This is a genomic window from Flagellimonas baculiformis, from assembly GCF_033441575.1.
Classification (GTDB): Bacteria; Bacteroidota; Bacteroidia; order Flavobacteriales; family Flavobacteriaceae; genus Flagellimonas; species Flagellimonas baculiformis.
On the sequence record NZ_JAUZVW010000002.1, the window covers coordinates 231,450 to 253,748 of the forward strand.

A 22,299-nucleotide genomic window follows, 5' to 3' on the forward strand; every position below is an offset into this window, starting at 1 on the left:
CTAAAAATTGCGATAATCCCCAGCCAAGTATTTGTTGGCCTTTTCCTCCTTGAATTGGGCGGTTTCTGCATCCCAATGCAGGGTCTCCCCAGGGAAACGTCCGGCAATGGTGCCCAAAAGAATGGTCTCGGTCAACCGCGCTGCATAATCGAACGGGGCAGTGGTTTCCCCTTTGCCCAAACAGGCGTCCACAAACTGGTGGTAATGTTTTGGCCCTTCGGTCTCATAATTGCGGATGGGCTCGCCCATATTGTTGGCCGCCGATACCTTGGCAATCTCCTTGGAAATGTCCACATACTTGCCCTTCACGATCTTTCTGGGCAATTGCATGAAGTGGGGCAACAACAACCGACCCTTCTCCCCAACGAACATGGCGCCCTGTTCCGGAAGCTCATTTTCGGCGGCCACGCCTGCATCCAGTGAGATTTTGTCTTTTACGCTCTTATCATCCGATTTCTTGTCCTTTTTCATTTCCATTCCGGGCAACAAAAGGTCTTCGTGCATTTCAGGCGCGCCGGGACCATCGTACCAAATCCATTTCAGGGATTTTCCGGTGTATTTGGTGCCGGGAAATTCATAGGTGACCGTGTTTTTTTCAGGAAAACCGAAACCATTGGTAGGCCTACACTCCGTCATGATGGTTCGGGGAACATCCAATTGCAGGGCATTGTAAGGGGTATCAAAAATATGGACCCCCATATCGCCCAAGGTGCCACAACCGTAATCCATCAATTTTCTCCAATTGCCCGGATGGTACATCCCATCTTTATAAGGTCTTTCCTTGGAAGTGCCCAACCAAAGGTTCCAATCCAATTGATCTGGAACAGGATCCTTGCCTTCGGGAAGCGGTCCATCGTATCCCCAGTTTTTGGGCGACCAGGCATGTACGGTGTGCACCTTGCCAATGATTCCTGATTGGATCAGTAAGGTGGCCAGTTTATAATCGTAGAAGGAGTGTACCTGAATCCCCATTTGGGTGACCAATCCTTTTTCGGCCGCCATTTTTTTCATTTCCCTTGACTCGGAAACATAGTGGGTCAATGGTTTTTGGCAGTACACGGGTTTGTCCATCTTCATTGCCATCAACGAAGCTGGCGCATGGGTATGGTCGGGTGTGGAAACTATCACGGCATCGATTTCGTCGCCCATTTCCTCCAACATGGCCCTGTAGTCAAAAAACACCCGTGCTCCAGGGTGCATTTTGTGTGCTGCGGAAAGATGTATGGCATCCACATCGCAGAGGGCCACCACCTCAACCGCGGCATGCGATGAAATGGCCTTGAGGTCCTCCATCCCCATATTGCCCACCCCAATGTGGGCCGTTCGTAACTTTTCCTTTGGAAAACCTGCTTTTAAAATAGAAGGCGCCAACATGATCCCTAGGGCTCCCACACTGCTTTTTTTGATGAATTCTCGTTTGTTCATGGTTTGGTATTGGAGGTTATAATTTCTTGATCTTTATGTTTCGGAACCAGATGGGACTGGAATGGTCCTGCAAGGCAATATAGCCTGTCTTGAATTTTCCGTAATCGGGAGCATTGTCCCATTTCCCGGAGGCCTTCTTGGCGTTCCATTCCTCGGACCAGGGCACAAATTCCAAGAGTTTTTTGCCGTTGAGCCAGTGCTCCACCTTTTCGGGGGTAAATACGATTTTGGAAGAGTTCCATTCCCCGACCGGGTTCAATTGTTTTTGTGAATCGTCCGCCACATGCATGGCATAATCGGCCCCTGTCTTCTGCCAATCTTGGAGCAGTTCGGGGTGCTCGGCACCAAATTGCGAGTTGTATCCGGTCAAATCGTGGATGTTCGCATAATTTTCATCATCTATGATCTGATATTCCGGGGCCACTACGGGTGGGCCGTCATAACCTTCTTTCACGTGATAAAAAATGCCGCTGTTGGCCCCTTCCGGGATTTTCCACTCCAGATAGAGCTCAAAATTGTCGAACTCCTCGGCACCATAGATAATGTCCTTTCCACCTTTATAATCCTGTTCAAGGCCCAATTCGGTATCAAAGGTCAATATGCTGTCCTTGATCGTCCATCCGGGGGGCAGGGAATCCATATTGTACCCCCTCCAACCTTCCAGACTGGTACCATCAAAAAGGTGGACCCATTCGGCTTTCTTCTCTTCAGGTGGGGCGGTTGTTGTTTCCTCTGTTTGTTTCGATTGGTTTTTACAGGCCACAAGTAGGATGGATAGCAAGGCGAGCCTGAACAAATTTTGCATAGTACTAAGGTTTTTTATCTGGAGGGTTAAAGTACGAAATATTGGAAAACTTTTTTTATACCTTTTTTATTACATTTAAGCCAGACTAACTCAACACTTTAATCATGAAGACTTGCTTTTCCAAAATCGGTATGCTGATGCTTGCCGTGGTCCTTTTTACCAGCCCGACCCATTCCCAAAGAAAAAAGAACAACCAGACCGGACCTGAATATCCTGAAGAACTCTATTCCAGCTTGGAGTACCGATTGATAGGCCCGTTTCGGGGCGGTCGTTCGGCTGCGGTGACCGGAGTGCCAGGAGAACCTAACCTGTTCTATTTTGGGGCAACTGGCGGCGGCGTTTGGAAAACCACCGATGGGGGCCGCACTTGGGAAAACATTTCCGATGGTTACTTCGGGGGAAGTATCGGTGCTGTTGAAGTGGCCAAGAGCGACCCCAATGTGATCTACGTGGGTGGCGGCGAAAAAACGGTCCGTGGGAATGTCTCTTCCGGTTATGGAGTCTGGAAAACAGAAGATGCCGGAAAGACCTGGAAGTCCGTTGGACTTGAAAACACAAGACACATCCCAAGATTGCGGGTTCATCCCACAGATCATAATATCGTATATGCTGCGGTCATGGGCGATATCTACAAACCGGCCAAGGACAGGGGGATTTATAAAAGTACAGATGGGGGGGCATCTTGGAAAAAGGTCCTTTTTGTGAACGACCAAGCCGGTGCCGTGGATTTGACCTTCGACCCCAACAACCCACGGATTCTTTATGCGTCCACATGGAGGGTACAGCGCACCCCATACAGTCTGAGCAGTGGAGGTGAGGGTTCTGCCCTTTGGAAAAGTACCGATAGTGGCGAAACCTGGACCGAAATTTCCAAAAACGAAGGCTTCCCCAAAGACACCTTGGGCATCATCGGCGTATCCGTTTCCCCTAAGAACAGTGATAGGGTATGGGCCATAGTGGAGAACAAGGAAAAAGGGGGACTCTATCGCTCGGACGATGGCGGAAAAAAATGGACATTGGTCAATAGTGATCGTAGTTTACGCCAGAGGGCATGGTACTATACCCGGGTGTATGCCGATGCAGAGGATGTGGACAAGGTCTATGTGCTTAATGTGAGTTACCACAGGAGCACGGATGGTGGAAAGACCTTTGAGTCGTTCAATGCACCACATGGCGACCACCACGATCTTTGGATTGCCCCGGAAAATTCCCAACGCATGATCATTGGTGACGATGGAGGAGCCCAGATCAGCTATGATGGCGGCGAAACATGGAGCACCTATTACAACCAGCCCACGGCCCAGTTTTATAGAGTGGTCACGGACAATGCTTTCCCCTACCGCATCTATGTGGCACAACAGGACAACTCCACTTTGCGGATCAATTATCGAAGTGATGACAATTCGATTGGAGAGGACGATTGGGAAGAAACCGCTGGCGGGGAATCGGCCCATATCGCTGTTGATCCTACGAACGACGACATTGTGTATGGTGGTAGCTATGGCGGATTCCTGACCCGTGTCAACCATAAGAACAAGACGACGAGAGGCATCAATGTTTGGCCGGATAACCCTATGGGTTATGGGGCGGAAGGCATGAAATACCGTTTCCAATGGAATTTCCCCATTATTTTCAGCAAACACAATCCCCAAAAGCTTTACACCTTCTCCAACCACGTGCATTTGAGCACCAATGAAGGCCAAAGTTGGGAACTGCTCAGCGGTGACCTGACGAGGAACGACCCCACAAAATTGGTGTCCAGTGGAGGACCCATCACCCAGGACAATACCAGTGTGGAATACTACTGCACCATTTTTGCGGCCAATGAAAGCCCGTTGAAAGAAGGACTGCTTTGGGTGGGCAGTGATGACGGACTTATCCATGTGACCAAGGATGGCGGAAAGACATGGGAAAATGTGACCCCACCGAACATGCCCGAGTGGAACATGATCAACAGCATTGAACCATCCGCTTTTGATGAAGGGACCTGCTATGTAGCGGCCACCCGATACAAATTGGGGGATTTTACACCCTATCTCTACAAGACCACCGATTACGGGAAAACGTGGACCAAGATCACCAATGGCATCGAAGCCGAACATTTTACGCGTGTGGTCCGGGAAGACCCCAAAAGAAAAGGTTTGCTCTATGCCGGGACGGAGACCGGGATGTACATTTCCTTTAATGATGGCCAGAAATGGGAAAAATTCCAATTGAACCTTCCCATTGTACCCATCACGGACCTCACCATCAAAGACGACAATTTGATTGTGGCCACCCAGGGAAGGAGCCTTTGGGTAATCGATGACCTTACCGTATTGCACCAATTGAACGATGCCAAAAAATCTGCGGATGCCGTTCTTTTTCAACCTAAGGAAAGTTACCGGACCAAGGGCAACGCGGCCAGAAGACCTTCCAAGACAGAAGGACAGAACCTCGCCAACGGCGTGATCACCCACTTCTACCTAAAAGATGTCCAGGAAAAGGACAGTATAGCCCTTACCTATACGAAAATGAACGGGGATACGTTGGCAACCTATAGCACTTATGCAAAGGAGAAGGATAAAAAACTGGAAGCCAAAAAAGGAGGCAACACTTTTGTTTGGGACACCCGAGGAAAAGGAGCTGAGCGATTGGAGGGGATGATTCTCTGGTGGGCCAACCTGAATGGCGCCAAAGCAGTTCCGGGCACCTACAAAGTACATTTGAACGTGAATGGGGAAAACCAGTCACACGATTTTACCATTTTGCCCGACCCACGTGCCGAAGTGAGTGTGGCCGATATGCAAAAGCAGTACGATTTCATCACCGACGTGAACGAAACCGTGGACAGGGCGCACCAATCCATCAAAAAGATCAGGAACATCAACGGCAAACTGGACGAGTTTCTAAAGCAATACAAGGACAACGAAGCGACCAAGGCCTTGGTGGAAAAAGCCAAAAAAATGAAGGAAGGGTTCGAGGAAATCGAGAAAGCACTGTACCAGACGAAAAACCGTAGCAATCAAGACCCATTGAATTTCCCAATTCGATTGACAAACAAACTGGGCCACTTGAACAGTTTGGTCGCCATTGATGATTTCCCACCCACCGAGCAGGACATGGCGGTAAAAAATGAGCTTTCTGCCAAAATAAAGGAGCAATTGACCGCTTTTGACACTTTGGTGGACAAAGAGATCACGGCCTTCAATGAGGAGTTCAACAATTTAAAACTGAACTATTTGTCCGTAGAGGAATAAGGCAAAAAGCACAAAAGGTAAAGGGAAATGATAGTTTCATATCTGCTATCTACCCTTTACCTTTGACTCCTATTACATCGGGCCAAGCAAATGGAAATCTATAACTACATCAAATCGCTGCACTTGATCTTTGTGGTCACTTGGTTTGCGGGACTCTTCTATATCCCTCGACTGTTCATCTACCACATTGAGGCATGGCAAAAGCCATCACCTGATAAAGAGATCCTCACCGATCAACTCAAGTTGATGACCAAACGGTTGTGGTACATCATCACCTGGCCTTCGGCAATCTTATGTACGGTTTTCGCCATTTGGCTATTGGTTTTGATGCCCGGATGGCTACAACAACCTTGGATGCATGTAAAATTGGCTTTTGTGGTGCTATTGTTCATGTATCATCTGAAGTGTCATCAGATATTCAAACAATTGCAGCGCGATGAGGTGAAATATACCTCCAAATTTATGCGGATTTGGAACGAGGGGGCGACACTCATCCTGTTTGCCGTGGTTTTTTTGGTCATTTTGAAAAACGCCTTCAATTGGATCTATGGGGTGATCGGCATTTTTGTTCTGGCCATTTTATTGATGTTGGGCATACGACTGTACAAACGTATCCGTGATAAAAATCCGGATGCTTAGAAAAGTTCAGGTATCAAGCTCAAGTACAAGTTCAAAAGTACAAGATTCAATTGTAGTTGTCACTTGAGACTTGAACTTGCTCTTATGTCTCATTTGGCTTGATAATTGTGTAATTTTATCGCAAATCGGCAAGCTTGTTCAAGAAACTATCCTTACGGTCCCGTATATTTTTCGCTATGATCATGTTGGTGGTCATTGCGTCCATTCTGATCGTTGCCGTCACCATTTATCAGTATAGGGAACAGGGGAAGGATTACCATAACGATAGATTGGAACGGAAGGAGGAACAGGTGTTGCAGAGCATATCCTATACCTTGAAAGAGACCACATATCCCGTTACTGCTGAAAACCTTGGCCATATTTTTAGGGACGAGATCTATAAGATCGCAGATGTGCAGAACGTCAACTTCAATATATATGACCTGGAAGGCAACCTCATCAAAAGCTCACGGCCCAGTTTTGAAGAGGACTCCATCGCCAATTGTTTGGATGCCAAGATCCTGAACTACCTTCGGGACAGTGGGGACAAGAGATATGTGGAGGAAAAAAGGGCTGCAGGCGATAACTATCAAGCCACTTATACCTACATCAACGACCCCAAGTTCAAGCCCATTGGCATTATGAACCTGCCTTATTTTGAGGACAATACCTTCAACAACAAGGAGCTGCGGGAATTTCTTTTCCGGTTGGGGGGCGTGTATTTGCTGATGCTGATCGCGGCCATTGTCCTGGCCTATTTCATATCAAAATACATTACAAGGTCCCTCCAGACCATATCGGATAAGATGTACAGGACCAACCTCACCCGAAGGAATGAGAAGATCTATCTGGAAAACCCGGGTGAAGAAATCGGAAAACTGGTGGATTCCTATAACCGGATGATCGACGAACTGGAAGAGAGCGCGGTAAAATTGGCACGTAGTGAAAGGGAGCAGGCCTGGCGGGAGATGGCCAAACAGGTAGCACACGAGATCAAGAACCCGTTGACGCCATTGCGCCTCACCGTTCAGAGTTTTGAGCGCAAATTCGACCCGAACGATCCTGACATCCAAAAGAAGGTAAAAGAATTTTCCAAGACCTTGGTGCAGCAAATAGACACCATGAGCAACATTGCCACGGCCTTCTCCAGTTTTGCCGATATGCCCGCACAACAGAACGAGACCCTGAATGTGGTGAAGATCGTAAAACTGGCCTTGGAGATCTTCAACGAGGATTACATCCACTTCATTGCCGATGAGGAGGAGATCATTGCCAAACTGGACCGTACCCAGCTCATCAGGGTCATTACCAATCTGGTCAAAAATGCGATACAGGCCGTTCCGGAAGTGGAATCACCGCGGATATTGGTCACGGTGGCCACTGAGGACCAGTATGTGAAAATCTCTGTTGCCGACAATGGAGTAGGCATTCCAGATGGGCTGAGGTACCGCGTATTTGAGCCTAAATTCACCACAAAATCAAGTGGCACGGGCCTTGGTCTGGGAATGGTGAAGAATATTGTGGAAAACTATAACGGAACCATTACCTTTACTTCAAAAGAGGGCAAGGGGACGGTTTTTACCATCAAATTCCCCAAACAACAACGAAAATAAATTCAAGAACCGGTCTGTCTAGGGCCATTTCTAAAAGAGATACATGGACTACGAAAACATCTACATCGAAGAAGAGGACAATTTGGCCATTATCACCATCAATAGGCCCAAAAAATTGAACGCACTCAACCGAAGGACCATTGAGGAGCTTCATGTCGCCTTCAAGGAGTTGGACGAGGACAGCGATATCAAGGTCATCATTATTACCGGTAGCGAACAAAAGGCTTTTGTGGCCGGTGCCGACATTTCCGAATTTGCCCACTTTTCCGTCAAGGAGGGCCGCCAATTGGCCGCCATGGGACAGAAGAACCTGTTCAACCTTGTGGAGAACCTGTCCACCCCGGTGATAGCCGCCATCAATGGTTTTGCACTGGGCGGTGGTTTGGAGTTGGCCATGGCCTGTCATTTTCGGGTGGCCAGCAGCAATGCGAGAATGGGACTGCCAGAGGTGTCCTTGGGAGTGATTCCAGGGTATGGCGGCACCCAACGCCTGCCACAGCTCATCGGCAAGGGCAGGGCCATGGAACTTATCCTGACCGCAGGGATGATCGATGCCGACAAGGCTTTTGCCTACGGATTGGTCAACCATGTGGTGTCGCAAGAGGAACTGTTGCCCCTTTGTGTTAAAATAGCGGGCAGGATATCGAAAAACTCCCCTGTGGCCATCAAACATGCAATAAAAGCGGTAAATGCTGGTTTTAGCTATGATGCCGATGGCTATGCCACGGAGATTGATGCCTTTGGCCATTGTTTTGGCACCGACGATTTCAAGGAAGGGACATCCGCCTTTTTGGAAAAGCGTCAGGCAGATTTCCCCGGATCGTGACCGTTGGCCCCAACTAAGCCAAACCATGACCAGAAACCAGTTTTTTCTACTTTGCTTTGCGTTCTTCGCAATGGTGACCGTTGCCCAGAAAATGCCCGTTACCTATGATTTCGGAGAAAAATACAACGATCGGTACCGCTATTCCAACCTGATGACCATTGATGAGGATGGGACAGGAGGATATCTTTTGGTCCGGGCCTATTACCAAGGACTGATTTTAAGGCCCAAGGGGTATCTTATCGAACACTATAACAGTGACCTGGAACTGGTCAATGAATACAATTACAAGCTCAAGGACCAGGAGTTTGTGGAAGGGTTCTTCAAAAATGGCCAATTGAACCTATTGTTCCTTAACTATAACGAAGGTCGGGGCCAATACGAATATTGGGTGCACACCAGTCCCATCATCGATTTTAACTTCAGCACCAAACAGTTGCTTTCCATTGCATCCGAACAGGTCAATGACCCTGTGGGCAAAAATTTTTACAACCGTAATTTTTCCAATGGATTTTCCACCGCCATTCTTTTCAATGAGGAAAAAACAGGATTCATCATAAGCACACACCACAAAAAGGGAAAGGACAACAAGCATATCATCCACTTGTTCGATACTGCCCTGAACAAACGATTTGAGCATGATTTTTCCGCAGAGATCGAGGAAAAGAACTATGCCTTTGAGAGCGTGGCCATCACTTCGGACCTGCAAACGGCCTATATCATTGGCAAGGCGTATTTCAAAAGGAACCGATTTCAGGTGGACGAACGAAAGTTCCAATATGAACTTGTGAAAGTATCGCAAAGCGGGAGCCAGACCCAATCTTTTGTGGACCCTGGTAAATATCCCGAAGGGCTGTACCCCATCATCCTAAACGACAAACTTGTCTGCGTTGGTTTCTATGCCGATCGAAAGGACAATCGTTACAATGGCATCGCTTATTTTGAGGTCGATCCTTCCTCACTCAACATCCGATCCCAAAAATACAATGCGTTTTCTGAGCAGTTCATGAACGACAAGTTTGGACGCGAAGGGGACGAGGTCGTAAAGAATTTGGTGTTCAAGGGGGTAGAGATTACCCAGAACAATGAAATTTTCTTCAACGCGGAGGAGTATTTTGTCACTACCGGAATGGAAGTCACCGGGGCAGGACAAAGGGTAAAGATCGAGCGTTACCACCATAACGACATTGTGAGCGTGAAGCTGGGAGCCGACGGGAATATGGAATGGGCCAGAAACATCAACAAGACCGAGGTGACACAGGGGGATGGGGCCTATGCATCCTACAGTTCGTACTGCAAGGATGGCAAGACCTATTTCTTTATCTGTACCGCCGCAGAAAACCCGCAACTCATCAACAACGAACGCCTCATCTTCAAACAGGGCCTCAGCCGGAACCGCAACGTGTTCTTGATCTCTTTGGATGAGAACGGCACCATGGACTATGAAAAGATCATAGACCAGCAAGAGGCCAGACTTCCCCTTATGGTTTCCAAACCCTTAAAGGACGAAGGGGAAAGCAATATGCTCTTCTACGCCAAAAGAGGCGGCAAAAAACAATTGGTGAAGGTAGGCTTCAATTAAAGCGTATTTACGTTGTTTAGGTTAGGTATTCATGATTGGGATTCGATGTCCAATTCAGGATGTCCGGGCCGTTTACTTTCACTTTGCCCTGGATCTTAAACTACTTTTTATCAAAAAAGTAAGAATATTCTCTCATACATTTTCATCTATCAATTGTAATAGGCCATTCGTCAACCCATAGTGGGTATACGTTAGTTCGTGGGCCGATCTGATGGTATACCTCCCTATTTTTGGCACATATAACCCTATAAATAAAATTAATATGAAATCATTTAGATTATTGACTATGACGATGCTTACCATAGCAATCGTATTTACATCTTGTTCTGGAGAGGATGGTGAACAGGGCCCACAAGGAGAGCAAGGCCCGCAAGGTGAACAAGGAGAACAGGGCCTTTCGGGGGAAGACAATCCAGTTCAGGATTTTTACTTTCAGAAAGGTTTTAAGGGCTATGACGGTGCGAAGGATATATCCATTAGCGAAAGTGAAGACTTTGACTACGCGAGCCCTGAGTTGGCCATTGGCTTTAACTCCAATAATCAAAGTATGACCATTCATTCGCTTATGCGCTTTGATGGCATTTCTGAAGAGGTTACCGGTTCCCTACTGGATGGGAGCAGTGATTGCGAGGAGGGTCTTTATATAAACCGGGCTGTTCTGTACCTGTACATTACCAATTATGAAACAAATGCATTCCCCTTGCAATTCAATTTTGGCTTCTTCAACAGTAGTGACCCCTTGTTTTCAGAGGCGGATGCCAGTTGGACAGCGGCAAACCAAATTGAGCTATGGCCTTCAGAAGGTGCTGGAAGTTCCGAATGGGCGGGACCGTTCCCAGATTCAGATTCTTATTCTTTAACATACCCCGTAACAGGCACAGCACAAGCAACTCCAGGATGGTTGGCCATTCCTTTGCCCAGGCAGACTGTGGTCAATTGGATCTGTAATGACAATACAAACAAAGGGTTCCGGATAAGACTGCAACATCCTGGTGGATCAGGAATAGTAACCTTTGCTTCAAGTGAGTTTGAAGCAGCAGACCTTAGGCCACTTTTGGTGATAGAAGCAGAGAAGGCTGATTCAGGCACCGCCAAGAATTCAGTTGCAAACTCTAAGCAAACGGAATGGGAAAGTCTTACAAAAGAGGAAAAAATGGCACCATTGTATCGTTATCTTGAAACGAAGGCGACTAATTAAAAAATAAAAAGGACTGATAAAATTCCCCTTTGTGGGGCACGCGACCCAACCATTAAACAGAAAGCCGGACATTGTCCGGCTTTTTTTAACAATCAGGTTTAACAATTCAGAACCTTGATGATAGGATATAATCCATAAATTTGGAATAAATCCTATTTTATGTCTTCCGATGATTATCTTAAAGGCAGGGGCGCACAAAAAAACACGCCCAATAAATTTCTGCAACATGTGTATGAGATGCGAGAGGACTTTTTGGAGTTTTGTAGAATAGAAGGTGAGGAGGCCGAAAATAACAAGACCCAATACATTCCCATTTTCCCAAAGACCATAGTGAACAAAGTGGACAGTCCGGATGTGGGAATGATGTTCTCCATGAACCCCTACCAAGGCTGTGAGCATGGCTGCATCTATTGCTATGCAAGAAATGCCCATGAATATTGGGGATACAGCGCCGGATTGGATTTTGAACGAAAGATTTTGGTGAAAAAATCCGCCCCCGAACTGCTGGAAGCCAAGATAAAACACAAAAACTGGAAGGCACAGACCATCGTCATGTCGGGCAACACGGATTGCTATCAACCCGCCGAGCAACAATTCGGGATTACCCGAAAATGTCTGGAGGTATTTTTGAAATACAGGCATCCCGTCGGCATCATCACCAAAAATGCCTTGGTATTGCGGGATTTGGATGTTTTAAAAGAACTCAATGCCCATCAATTGGTGGCGGTGAACATATCCGTCACCTCGCTTTCAGAACAAACAAGAAGAAAACTGGAACCCAGGACGGCATCCATCCAAAAAAGGTTGAGGACCATCCAAGTCTTGTCCGAGAACAACATCCCCGTGAATGCCATGCTGGCCCCGATGATTCCGGGTATCAACAGCCATGAACTATTGCCATTGGCTAAAACAGTGGCGGAACACGGTGCCCTTTCCTTTGGATTCACCGTGGTACGATTGAATGGGGCCATTGGCCAGATTTTTACGGACTGGATAAAAAAGGCCATGCCGGACAGGGCCGAAAAAGTACTCCATCAGATTCAGGAATGCCATGGCGGCACCATAAACGACAGTCGGTTTGGACTTCGGAACAGGGGTGAGGGCAAGATTGCATCACAGATACACGATATGGCCCGATTGGCCCGTCAAAAATATTTCAAGGACAAAAAATTTCCAATCCTGAACAAGGAACTCCATGAGCAATACAAGGATGGCCAGATGAGGTTGTTCTGAAGTAAAATGGCAATGAACAACCATTACTTGTATTGCTAAAATGTGGGTACAGATTGTGTAATATGTCAGATTGAGCGCAGTCGAAATCTATTGAAATTCTCGACTGCGCCTGTCTGCCGACAAAGGCAGGCTCGAATTGACAGAGGGGAACCTTTCAGGTTCTAATAGGGAAGGCTTACTTCAGTTCCCACCCTTCTCGATAGTCGCGGGTTACCCACTCGTTGGCCTTGTCATAGTTGGTGATCTTCATGTTCTCACCGTCCCACAATAGTTTTCTTCTTCCGGGAGAATCGTATGGATCCCAATCCCTGGCCGTTTTTCCAGGCTTCAGTTCCTTGTATTGATAGGCTTGTACGGCCAAGTTCCCCATGAGCACGGTTTCCGTTAACCTACCTGCCTTATCAAAGTTGGATGAAGTGGCCGCACCGTTCAGGCAACCATCCACAAAGTTGGCAATGTGTCCATCCATTCCACCTGGAATCCTGGGGTATTTTGGAGCAGGTGACTTGTAGAGGTCCATCATGTTGGAAGGCAACAAACGTGCGTTTCTGGAATAGGTGTCGCAAATCAAAGTACCCTTATCGCCATACATAATGGTTCCCCCACCGGTATCGCCAATGGTTTCCCCATCTTTCAGTTCATCCGGTAAATCGGGCTTAAGGCCACCATCATACCAATTCAGGGCGATGTCTCCGTGCTCTTCATGCTCAAATTTCAAGTGGATCTTGGATGATGGAGGGCAGGAATGGCTATAATCGGCCTCCACAAAATCATCTACCCAAACCGTGGTGCAACTGGCCTCTGCTTCCGTAGGATATCCAAGGTCCAGAACACTGAAAGGGGTCTCCATGATGTGGCAGCCCATATCACCCAATGCCCCTGTTCCGAAATCCCAGAACCCTCTCCATTTAAATGGAAGATAGGCATCGTTATAGTCCCTCATGGCCGCAGGGCCCAACCAAAGGTCCCAATCCAGTTCCTTGGGGATACGATCTTTTTGGGTGGGCTTGGGCACACCTTGTGGCCACACAGGGCGGTTGGTCCAGCAGTCAATGGTGTGTATTTTCCCGATGACCCCAGACTCCACCCACTCACGGGCAATACGGCTGTCATCGCTGGAAGCACCTTGGTTTCCCATTTGCGTCACAATGCCTTTTTCCTTGGCCACTTGGGTCATCAAGCGGGCCTCGTGGATGTTGTGGGTCAATGGTTTTTCAACATAGGCATGTTTTTTCTCCCGCATGAACGGAAGTGCTATGGTGGCATGCGTATGGTCGGGCGTGGCGACCATTATGGCATCGATATCTTTCAGTTGCTCATCATAGACCTTTCTGAAATCTTTATATCGTTTTACGTTCGGAAAAAGTTCGTAGGTAGGTTTTGCCCTTCTATCGTCCACATCACAGAACGAAACAAATTTGACACGGCCTGTGGCGTTCAATCCTTGGATTACACCATTTCCCCTACCACCAACACCAAAGGCACCTACATATAAGGTGTCACTGGGGGGTACATGGGTCTTGCCCAGAACATAGCTAGGGACAATGGAAAACGCAGCCGAGCCGGCCGCGGCATTTTTTAGGAACTTTCTTCTTTGCATTTTGTTTAGTTTGATTTAAATGTCCATCACAAGATACAAAAAAGTGCTATTGTCCAAGGCCAACTGAAAAATCATTATGTTGTGGGCAAGTGCTAAAAGTTTCAATAAAGTTAGGGTTACGTTAAATGTGGGAAGTTGATGATCTAAATGTAAAGGAGCTACGTAAATCAAGCGAAAGAACAAAAAAAGTACAGCATGGGGAACACAATATTCGATCAACCAGATTCAATTTCAGTAGAAAACACAAATACCTTTTTTAATGGAATAAAAAAATTACTTCAACAAAATAAAATACGCACCTTTTTCGAAACAGCAGACGCATGGGGAGTCTTTGTAATGGGCAGCACCTTTGTTCTTATGTTGGGCTCCGCTTATTTGGTGTACATACTCCAAGGAGATTTTGAACAATTCAATCTGGAACGAAAAAGTTCTGGTCTGGGCTACACCTTTATGATGGTGGCCTTGTCCCTTTTCATCTTCAAGGCCTGCTTTTTTCTTTTCATGGTGTACCGATTCTTTAAATACAGGCCCATCGCCTCCGTGTCAGATGAAGAATTGCCCACTTGCACCGTGATCGTTCCCGCGTACAACGAAGGAAAACAAGTTTGGCATACGCTGAAGAGCTTGGCCGAAAGTGATTTTCCAAAAGAGAAATTACAGTTGTTGGCGATAGACGACGGTAGCCAAGACGATACTTGGTATTGGATTCAAGAGGCCAAAAGGGAACTCGGCGATTGTGTGACCATTTTCAAGCAGCCGAAGAACATGGGGAAACGACATGCACTGTACCGTGGTTTCAATGAAGGAACTGGTGAGGTTTTTGTCACGGTGGACAGTGATTCCATTGTGAAACCCGACACATTGCGAAATTTGGTGAGCCCGTTCGTGACCAATAAAGAAGTAGGAGCGGTTGCTGGGAATATCCGGGTGCTGAACAACAAGAGGGCCATTCTTCCAAAAATGTTGGATGTGAGTTTTGTACTCAGCTTTGAGTTTGTCCGTTCTGCGGAGAGCAGCTTAAATTCCGTATTGTGTACCCCAGGCGCATTGGCGGCCTATAGAAGTTCCGCGGTGTTCAAATGCCTTCCTGCATGGATCAACCAGACGTTTATGGGGAAACCTTCCGATATTGGTGAGGACCGCGCCATGACCAACATGATCCTGAAACAGGGCCACCATGTGCTTTTCCAAAGAAATGCGTATTGCTACACCAATGTTCCCGAAAAGTACAAAGGGTTGTACAAAATGTTCATCCGATGGGGAAGGAGCAACGTTCGTGAGAACATCGAAATGTCAAAATATGTGTTCAAGAACTTTCGGAAAGGCCCCAAGACAGGAACCCGACTTTTGTTTTTGAGCCAGTTTCTGAAAATTGTCATGAGCTATCCGTTTTTGATCTTCATGTTGTTCTTTATCCTGACACACCCTTTGTTGTTCTTTAGTTCAACACTGGTCAGCATTTTGATATTGACGACATTCCCCGTATTCTTCTACGCAAAACGGTACGAGGCTTCCGAGTCGTTCTGGGCCTATTCCTATAGCATCCTATACACATTTGGGTTGTTTTGGATCACCCCATATGCCATTGCCACCGCCAGCAAAAGAGGTTGGTTGACCCGCGGATTGCCGCAGAAGAAATAAGTTGGAACGGTTTATAAAGAAAAACCAGTTTCCTTAAAGAATTGCCCAAGATAGTCCAGCATGAACTGGTGCCTCTCTTGGGCCATTTTTTTTCCGGTCACGGTGTTCATGCCCTCTTTCAGCAACAATAGCTTTTCATAAAAATGATTGATGGTCGGGGCTTTAGAGGCCTTGTATTCCTTCTTGGTCATGTTGGGGTTGGGAGGGATGCTCGGGTCGTAGAGCGCCCTGTTTTTGAAACCCCCATAGTTGAAGGCACGGGCAATGCCAATAGCGCCCATGGCATCCAATCGGTCCGCATCCTGCACAATTTCCAGTTCTTTGGAGGTGAATTTTTGCCCCTCCCCATCCAGACTGTTTTTAAAGGACATGTGTTGGATGATTTTCACCACATGCTCGATGGTTTTTTCGTCCACGCCTTCGGATTCCAGAAACCCACGGGCCATTTTGGGACCAATGGATTCATCGCCCTGATGGAACTTGGGGTCGGCAATGTCATGTAAAAGCGCAGCCAATTGTACGGTCAGCGCATCTGCACTTTCATGCTGTAGGAGCATTCGGGAGGTGTTGTACACCCGTTCAATATGGAACCAATCATGTCCGCCTTCGGCATTTTGGAGCGTTTCCTTGACAAATTGGATGGTTTTTTCCAGGAGATGGTCGTTGTTCATTTGGATAGATGTATTCCGGATAAGATCTGTGCTTCGGCCTTGGCAATGAGCTCATCGGCGTTCCCTTTGTTCTCAAATGGAGCGTGTACTTGGAACTGGACATGGGAACCCAGCCCCATCGGGAACTTTCCATAGCGGAGCAGTTTCCAGGAATTGTTGATGCTGATGGGCACGATCAGGGCAGAGGGTGCCTGCTTCATCAAAACCTTGAGACCGGTGGTCCTGAAGGGTTTTGGGACCCCAGTGCGACTGCGGGTGCCCTCGGGGAAAATGACGGCACTACGCCGGTGTGTTTCAATATACTTGCCCAATTTTTGGAGTTCGGCGATGGACTGTTTGGGATCCTTCCTGTCGATAAGTGCCGAGCCACCATGCCTTAGGTTGAAGGACACACTCGGGATGCCCTTGCCCAGTTCTATTTTGCTCACAAATTTGGGATGGTGTTTCCGCATGTAACAGATCAGAGGGGGAATGTCGTACATACTCTGGTGGTTGGTGACGATGATCAGTGGCCTGTCCGTTGGTATGTTATGGGGGTTTTCAAAACTGTAGCGTGTGCCAAGCACATTGGTGCACCGCATAATGAACCAGTTCAGCACGGTCACGCTCCTTTTGTGTGCATCGTACCCGAACACCTTCAAACAGAACCATTGGATGGGATGAAAAATGACCAGTGCCAAACCAAATAAAAGGAAAAAAAGAACGGTCAGGGGATAGGAGAGCAATTTTATCACGGCAAAAACTTACATAGAGTTGATCGTAAAAATAAAAAAACCACCCTTTAGGGTGGCACGTAATTTAAGTCAAGGAAGGAATCAACAAAACTCGTTGTAGGCTTCCATCAAGTTTTCGGCAATGAGTTCCGCTGGTCTTCCCTCAATGTGGTGCCTTTCTATCATGTGGACCAATTCACCATCCCTGAAAAGGGCCATACTGGGTGAAGATGGGGGGAAAGGGACCATGTGGTTTCTTGCAGTGTTCACCGCTTCGGTGTCCACACCGGCAAAAACGGTCACCAAATGGTTCGGTTTCTTGCTGTTCTGTAAGCTCAATTTGGCAGCTGGCCTGGCATTGGCCGCGGCACAACCACAAACGGAATTGACCACAACCAGGGTGGTGCCTTCCTTCTTCAGGGCGTTTTCAACGGCCTCACTTGTATATAGTTCTTCAAACCCGGCCATGGCCAAGTCTGCACGCATGGGTTTTACCAATTCTTCGGGATACATAGGCTTCATTTTTATTAAAGTACAAAGATACGGCATTGTCGGGTTTTTTTCATCACCCTTAACATTGCTTAAGATTTGGGTTGTTGGGTAAAGCTTTATATTTGGGGTTTAAAATTTGTAGGATGATCAAATGGGTGGCCGCTGTTCTTGGCTATTTTTTGTTTCGATTTCCAGGAGCTATCCTGGGCTTTTTTTTGGGAAGCCTTATGGACAGCCTTGGAAGTTCTGACACGGGTGCCAAAAATTTTACCCGACAGACGGTCTCCCCCGCTGATTTTGAACTGAACCTGCTTTCGCTCTGTTCCATCATCATCAAGGCCGATGGACAGGTGAGCCAAAGGGAACTCGACTATGTGCGACAGTACTTTTTGAGCACCTATGGCAAGGAAAAGGCCAATGCCATTTTCAGGACGTTCAACGACGTCATCAAAAAAAGGGAGATATCGGCACAGCGCATTTGTTCCTATCTCGCGCAGCGCACCCGATATGAGGTCCGGTTGCAGTTGTTGCATTTTCTGTTCGGGATAGCACAGGCGGATGGACAAGTGAGCCAAGCGGAAATCAACAAATTGAGGGAGATTGCGGGCTACCTGAAAGTGGGGCCTTATGATTTTGAGAGCATCATGGCAATGTTCATCAAGTCTGCCGACAATGCCTACAAGATTTTGGAAGTGAACAAGGATGCCACGGACGAAGAGATAAAGAAGGCCTATCGCAATATGGCCAAAAAATACCATCCCGATCGCGTGGTGACTGAGGACGAAGCCATCAAAAAGGGTGCCGAGGAGAAGTTCAAAGAAGTACAGAAGGCTTATGAGACCATACAAAAGGAACGAGGAATCTCTTAATTTTGTTAGGAGTTAGGAGTTAGGAGTTAGGAGTTAGGAGTTAGGAGTTAGGAGTTGGTTGATTATACTTTCGATTTAACTGTAAACCCTAAACTTTACCAAACCTGAAACTTGAAACAACGAATTATTGAACAACCCCAAATAACCCAATAACAGATTCAACAATACCATGCAAGATTTTTTATTTTATATCAAACTGGGGCTGAACCACGTGTTGGATTTTGGGGCCTATGACCACATCCTGTTCCTATCGGCATTGGCCGTGCCCTTTACCTTCAAGCATTGGAAACGGGTATTGATCCTGGCCACCGTGTTCACCATCACCCACTGTATTTCCTTGGCGTTTTCCGTTTATGAGGTCGTTACCGTGGATGTGGGTCTCATAGAATTCCTGATTCCGGTGACGATTTTGCTGACTGCTCTTTTCAACTTCACCTATGTGTTCAAGGAGGCCATGGATGTTGGTCTTTTCCTGCACATTTTGGCCACCTCCTTCTTTGGGTTGGTGCATGGGTTCGGGTTTTCCAACTACTTTAAAATGTTGATGGCCGAAGAGGAGGATAAGATCACGCCATTGTTGGGTTTCGCAACGGGCATAGAGCTTTCACAGGTGACCATCATCTTGGTGGTGCTCGCCATTGCTTATGTGGTCCTGGACCTATTGAAGGTCAAAAGACGAATTTTTATAACGGTGGCCTCCATTTTGATCATCGCCATCACAATACCGCTGCTCATTGCCACGTTTCCCATGTAGGGCCCCGTTAAATTTAACCGAATAAGGTTGTAAGGGTCTTGCAAAGCAGGTATATTTATTTCAGCATCAGCATTTTTGATATTGACCTATGACGGAGAGCAAACAAGAAAAATATGACAAGGCCTACCTGCGGATGGCACAGGAATGGGGAAAACTCTCCTACTGCAAAAGAAGGCAGGTAGGGGCCATCATCGTCAAGGACCGTATGATCATATCTGACGGGTATAACGGAACGCCCACTGGTTTTGAGAACATTTGCGAGGACGACGAAGGATATACCAAATGGTATGTGCTCCATGCCGAGGCCAATGCCATACTCAAGGTAGCCTCCTCCACCCAGTCCTGTGAAGGGGCCACATTGTACATCACCTTGTCCCCATGCAGGGAATGCAGCAAGTTGGTGCACCAGTCTGGCATAAAACGTGTGGTGTACCAACAGGCGTATAAAGATGATTCCGGGTTGAAATTCCTGGAGAAGGCCGGTGTGGAGATTCTGCATTTGCCCGTTGTGGAGGAAATGGTTTGAACCTCAATTGCTATTATGAAAAAGATCAAAGGTTATTTATGGCCAACATTGCTTGCTCTTGCTGTGGCTATCGGTATATTTATCGGAGGAAAGCTCCATTTCAATGATACCCCGGAGAAGCTCTTCTCCACCAATTCCAAAAAGGACAAGCTCAACCGCCTCATCGACTATATCGACTATGAATATGTAGATGAAATCGACACGGACAGTATCGTGGATGTCACCGTGAATAATATTCTGGGCAAACTGGACCCCCATTCCGTCTATATTCCCAAAAGTGAGATGAAAGAAGTTTCCGAGAGCATGAAAGGGGATTTTGCGGGCATAGGCGTGAGCTTTTACATGTTCCGCGACACCATCACCGTGATCAGGACCATAAAGAACGGGCCAAGTTACATCAGTGGCATCAGACCGGGCGATCGCATATTGATGGCCGACAAGGATACCCTTTTTGGGAGAAGGATTCCCAATGATGATGTGGTATCGACCCTCAAGGGAAAAGTAGGCACCAAGGTAAACCTAAAGGTGTACAGGAAATCGGAAAACAGGATGATGGATGTGGCCGTTACGCGCGATCGGGTGCCCATCAGGAGCGTGGACGGGTATTACATGCTCACCAAGGACATTGGCTACATCAAGATCAACCGCTTTGCCGAATCCACATTTGGGGAATTCAAGGATGCCCTAAAAAAATTGAAACTGAGAGGTGCCCAAAAACTGGTCTTGGACCTAAGGGACAATCCTGGAGGATATTTGGGGATAGCCGAGAAACTGGCCGATGAATTTTTGAGCGAGGACAAGCTCATCCTCTTTACAAAGAACAAAAAAGGCAGGGTGAAAAAGGCGTTTGCCACCGATAAAGGGGATTTTGAGGACAAACCCGTGTATGTGTTGATCAATGAACGTTCCGCATCGGCCAGTGAGATCATTGCCGGGGCATTGCAGGACAACGATATAGGCACGATAGTGGGCAGGCGTTCCTTTGGAAAGGGATTGGTACAGCGCGAAATGGACCTCGGGGACGGCTCTGCGGTGCGGCTCACGGTTTCCAGATACTACACCCCCACGGGACGTTCCATCCAAAGATCTTACAAGGACGGCAACAAGGATTATTATCACAAATTCATGGAGCGCTACAGCAGTGGAGAGCTGGTTTCTGCGGACAGCATCAAAGTGGCGGATTCGTTGCGGTTTGTGACGCCCAAGGGAAAAGTGGTGTACGGTGGCGGCGGAATCATACCCGACGTGTTTGTACCTATCGGAAGCAATGAGGAAGAGGCCATTGAAAGCATGGACGACACCTATCAGTTCTTTTCCCGATTTGTTTTTGAACATTTGGAAGAAGACAGGACCCGGTATTCGGGTTATGACCAAAACCAATTTTTGGAAGAGTTCACTGTGGATGATATCCTTTTTGACCAGTTCATCCAATTCGTTTTGGACAGAAAGGTAAAGCTGGATTTTTATGCCTACGAGGAAAAAATAAAGGCCTACTTGAAGGCCAATATTGCAGAACAGCTCTTTTCACCCAACCTTTCCGCACAGATCAAGGGCGATTTTGATGCCATGTTGATGAAGATAAAGGAGTTGGATGCCGAAGCCTTTGAAAAATCCCAGGTCGGCGCGGTCAACCTCGACCGTTGAATCAACCCTTGTTTTTGAGCTTGTTCTCCACTTTTTTTGAGGTGATATAGATCAACAACAGCACTACGGCACACAAAGAGGCCATGATGCCAATCAGCGCAATGGTACTATCACCTTGGAAAGGTTCTTCAAAATCCACCAAGGTCACATTATACGCAATGAGGCCCAAGGCCAAAATAATGAGGATGACACTAAGTGTTCTGTTCATGACAAATCTTTAAATCCCATGCTCAAAGAGCTGGTTGATGTTGGTGGCAAACAATTTCACGGCAATGGCCAATAGCACCACCCCAAACACTTTCCGAATGATACTGAGTCCGTTCTTGCCCAATACCCTTTCAATCTTGGCACTGGATTTAAGGACCATGTACACAAAGATAATGTTTAGAACAATGGCAACGATAATGTTCTCCACATGATATTCTGCCCGCAACGCCAAAAGGGAGGTCATGGTTCCAGCCCCGGCAATAAGGGGGAAGGCGATGGGCACGATGGAGGCGGTCTCCGGCTCATCGTCCCGGTAAAGGGTGATGCCCAAAATCATTTCAATGGCCAGGAAAAATATGATGAACGATCCAGCGACCGCAAAGGAATTCACATCTATCCCGATCAGGGAGAGGATTCTTTCCCCAACGAACAGGAAGGCGACCATGATGCAGGCGGCGACAACGGATGCTTTTTCGGACTGGATATGGCCCACCTTGTTCCGCAATGAGATGATGATCGGGATGCTGCCCAAGATGTCTATCACGGCAAACAAGATCATTCCAGCGGTTGCTATCTCCTTAAAATTGAAATTCATGGCATTATTTTTTTCGGACTGCAAATTTACGAGTAAAAAAACCTTTTGGAC

20 protein-coding genes are annotated in these 22,299 nt (G+C 47.1%); 12 read left to right on the forward strand and 8 right to left on the reverse strand.

Going from position 1 to position 22,299, the window contains the following annotated elements; genetic code table 11:
- Together SD450_RS03720 and SD450_RS03725 are read right to left on the reverse strand one after the other, a co-directional pair.
- Positions 1-1,425, reverse strand: coding sequence for a Gfo/Idh/MocA family protein (locus tag SD450_RS03720; protein ID WP_318343291.1), 1,425 nt, complete (start codon positions 1,423-1,425; stop codon positions 1-3).
- Between the two features lie 16 nt (positions 1,426-1,441).
- On the reverse strand, positions 1,442-2,230 hold the full coding sequence (locus tag SD450_RS03725) for a 3-keto-disaccharide hydrolase (protein ID WP_318343292.1): 789 nt from the start codon (positions 2,228-2,230) through the stop codon (positions 1,442-1,444).
- Positions 2,231-2,334: 104 nt separating this feature from the next.
- On the opposite strand from SD450_RS03725, the gene SD450_RS03730 reads away from it, so the two are divergent.
- The 7 genes from SD450_RS03730 (at position 2,335) to SD450_RS03760 (ending at position 12,536) form a co-directional block, all read left to right on the forward strand.
- The gene (locus tag SD450_RS03730; protein WP_318343293.1) at positions 2,335-5,469 is read left to right on the forward strand and encodes a WD40/YVTN/BNR-like repeat-containing protein; all 3,135 of its coding nucleotides are present in this window, start codon (positions 2,335-2,337) and stop codon (positions 5,467-5,469) included.
- Between the two features lie 90 nt (positions 5,470-5,559).
- On the forward strand, positions 5,560-6,108 hold the full coding sequence (locus SD450_RS03735; protein WP_318343294.1) for a CopD family protein: 549 nt from the start codon (positions 5,560-5,562) through the stop codon (positions 6,106-6,108).
- Between the two features lie 176 nt (positions 6,109-6,284).
- Positions 6,285-7,700, forward strand: a complete 1,416-nt coding sequence (locus SD450_RS03740; protein ID WP_318343540.1) for a sensor histidine kinase — start codon at positions 6,285-6,287, stop codon at positions 7,698-7,700.
- A 43-nt stretch (positions 7,701-7,743) separates the two neighbouring features.
- Positions 7,744-8,526 carry an enoyl-CoA hydratase/isomerase family protein gene (locus SD450_RS03745; RefSeq protein WP_318343295.1) on the forward strand — a complete coding sequence of 261 codons (783 nt, stop codon included), beginning with the start codon at positions 7,744-7,746 and terminating at the stop codon, positions 8,524-8,526.
- 25 nt (positions 8,527-8,551) lie between these two features.
- The gene (locus tag SD450_RS03750) at positions 8,552-10,105 is read left to right on the forward strand and encodes a hypothetical protein (protein WP_318343296.1); all 1,554 of its coding nucleotides are present in this window, start codon (positions 8,552-8,554) and stop codon (positions 10,103-10,105) included.
- Positions 10,106-10,367: 262 nt separating this feature from the next.
- A complete protein-coding gene (locus SD450_RS03755; RefSeq protein WP_318343297.1) occupies positions 10,368-11,303 on the forward strand; it encodes a hypothetical protein in 936 nt (311 codons plus the stop codon).
- Between the two features lie 159 nt (positions 11,304-11,462).
- Positions 11,463-12,536, forward strand: a complete 1,074-nt coding sequence (locus tag SD450_RS03760; RefSeq protein WP_318343298.1) for a PA0069 family radical SAM protein — start codon at positions 11,463-11,465, stop codon at positions 12,534-12,536.
- Between the two features lie 175 nt (positions 12,537-12,711).
- On the opposite strand, the gene SD450_RS03765 is transcribed toward SD450_RS03760, so the two are convergent.
- Positions 12,712-14,136, reverse strand: coding sequence for a Gfo/Idh/MocA family protein (locus tag SD450_RS03765; RefSeq protein WP_318343299.1), 1,425 nt, complete (start codon positions 14,134-14,136; stop codon positions 12,712-12,714).
- A 336-nt stretch (positions 14,137-14,472) separates the two neighbouring features.
- Here SD450_RS03765 and SD450_RS03770 point away from each other — a divergent pair, with 336 nt between their 5' ends.
- Entirely contained in the window at positions 14,473-15,777 is a 1,305-nt protein-coding gene (locus SD450_RS03770; protein WP_404828223.1) for a glycosyltransferase, read from the forward strand.
- Between the two features lie 11 nt (positions 15,778-15,788).
- On the opposite strand, the gene SD450_RS03775 is transcribed toward SD450_RS03770, so the two are convergent.
- The 3 genes from SD450_RS03775 to SD450_RS03785 form a co-directional block, all read right to left on the reverse strand.
- The gene (locus tag SD450_RS03775; RefSeq protein ID WP_318343300.1) at positions 15,789-16,448 is read right to left on the reverse strand and encodes an HD domain-containing protein; all 660 of its coding nucleotides are present in this window, start codon (positions 16,446-16,448) and stop codon (positions 15,789-15,791) included.
- Positions 16,445-17,182: a lysophospholipid acyltransferase family protein gene (locus tag SD450_RS03780; protein ID WP_318343301.1), complete on the reverse strand. Its 738-nt coding sequence runs from the start codon at positions 17,180-17,182 to the stop codon at positions 16,445-16,447. The genes SD450_RS03775 and SD450_RS03780 overlap by 4 nt, the downstream gene beginning before the upstream one ends.
- Before the next feature lie 81 nt (positions 17,183-17,263).
- The gene (locus SD450_RS03785; RefSeq protein WP_318343302.1) at positions 17,264-17,674 is read right to left on the reverse strand and encodes a BrxA/BrxB family bacilliredoxin; all 411 of its coding nucleotides are present in this window, start codon (positions 17,672-17,674) and stop codon (positions 17,264-17,266) included.
- 122 nt (positions 17,675-17,796) lie between these two features.
- Between SD450_RS03785 and SD450_RS03790 the strand changes: the two genes are divergently transcribed.
- From SD450_RS03790 to SD450_RS03805, 4 genes are all read left to right on the forward strand, one after another.
- Positions 17,797-18,522: a TerB family tellurite resistance protein gene (locus tag SD450_RS03790; protein WP_318343303.1), complete on the forward strand. Its 726-nt coding sequence runs from the start codon at positions 17,797-17,799 to the stop codon at positions 18,520-18,522.
- 169 nt (positions 18,523-18,691) lie between these two features.
- Positions 18,692-19,276: a HupE/UreJ family protein gene (locus tag SD450_RS03795; protein ID WP_318343304.1), complete on the forward strand. Its 585-nt coding sequence runs from the start codon at positions 18,692-18,694 to the stop codon at positions 19,274-19,276.
- An 88-nt stretch (positions 19,277-19,364) separates the two neighbouring features.
- Complete coding sequence (locus SD450_RS03800; protein ID WP_108423876.1) at positions 19,365-19,802, forward strand: deoxycytidylate deaminase; 438 nt, start codon at positions 19,365-19,367, stop codon at positions 19,800-19,802.
- Positions 19,803-19,817: 15 nt separating this feature from the next.
- Positions 19,818-21,446 carry a S41 family peptidase gene (locus tag SD450_RS03805; RefSeq protein ID WP_318343305.1) on the forward strand — a complete coding sequence of 543 codons (1,629 nt, stop codon included), beginning with the start codon at positions 19,818-19,820 and terminating at the stop codon, positions 21,444-21,446.
- A 1-nt stretch (position 21,447) separates the two neighbouring features.
- Here SD450_RS03805 and SD450_RS03810 read toward each other — a convergent pair whose 3' ends face one another.
- Together SD450_RS03810 and SD450_RS03815 are read right to left on the reverse strand one after the other, a co-directional pair.
- On the reverse strand, positions 21,448-21,654 hold the full coding sequence (locus SD450_RS03810) for a hypothetical protein (protein WP_318343306.1): 207 nt from the start codon (positions 21,652-21,654) through the stop codon (positions 21,448-21,450).
- Positions 21,655-21,663: 9 nt separating this feature from the next.
- Entirely contained in the window at positions 21,664-22,248 is a 585-nt protein-coding gene (locus SD450_RS03815; RefSeq protein WP_318343307.1) for a MarC family protein, read from the reverse strand.
- Between the last annotated feature and the right edge of the window lie 51 nt (positions 22,249-22,299).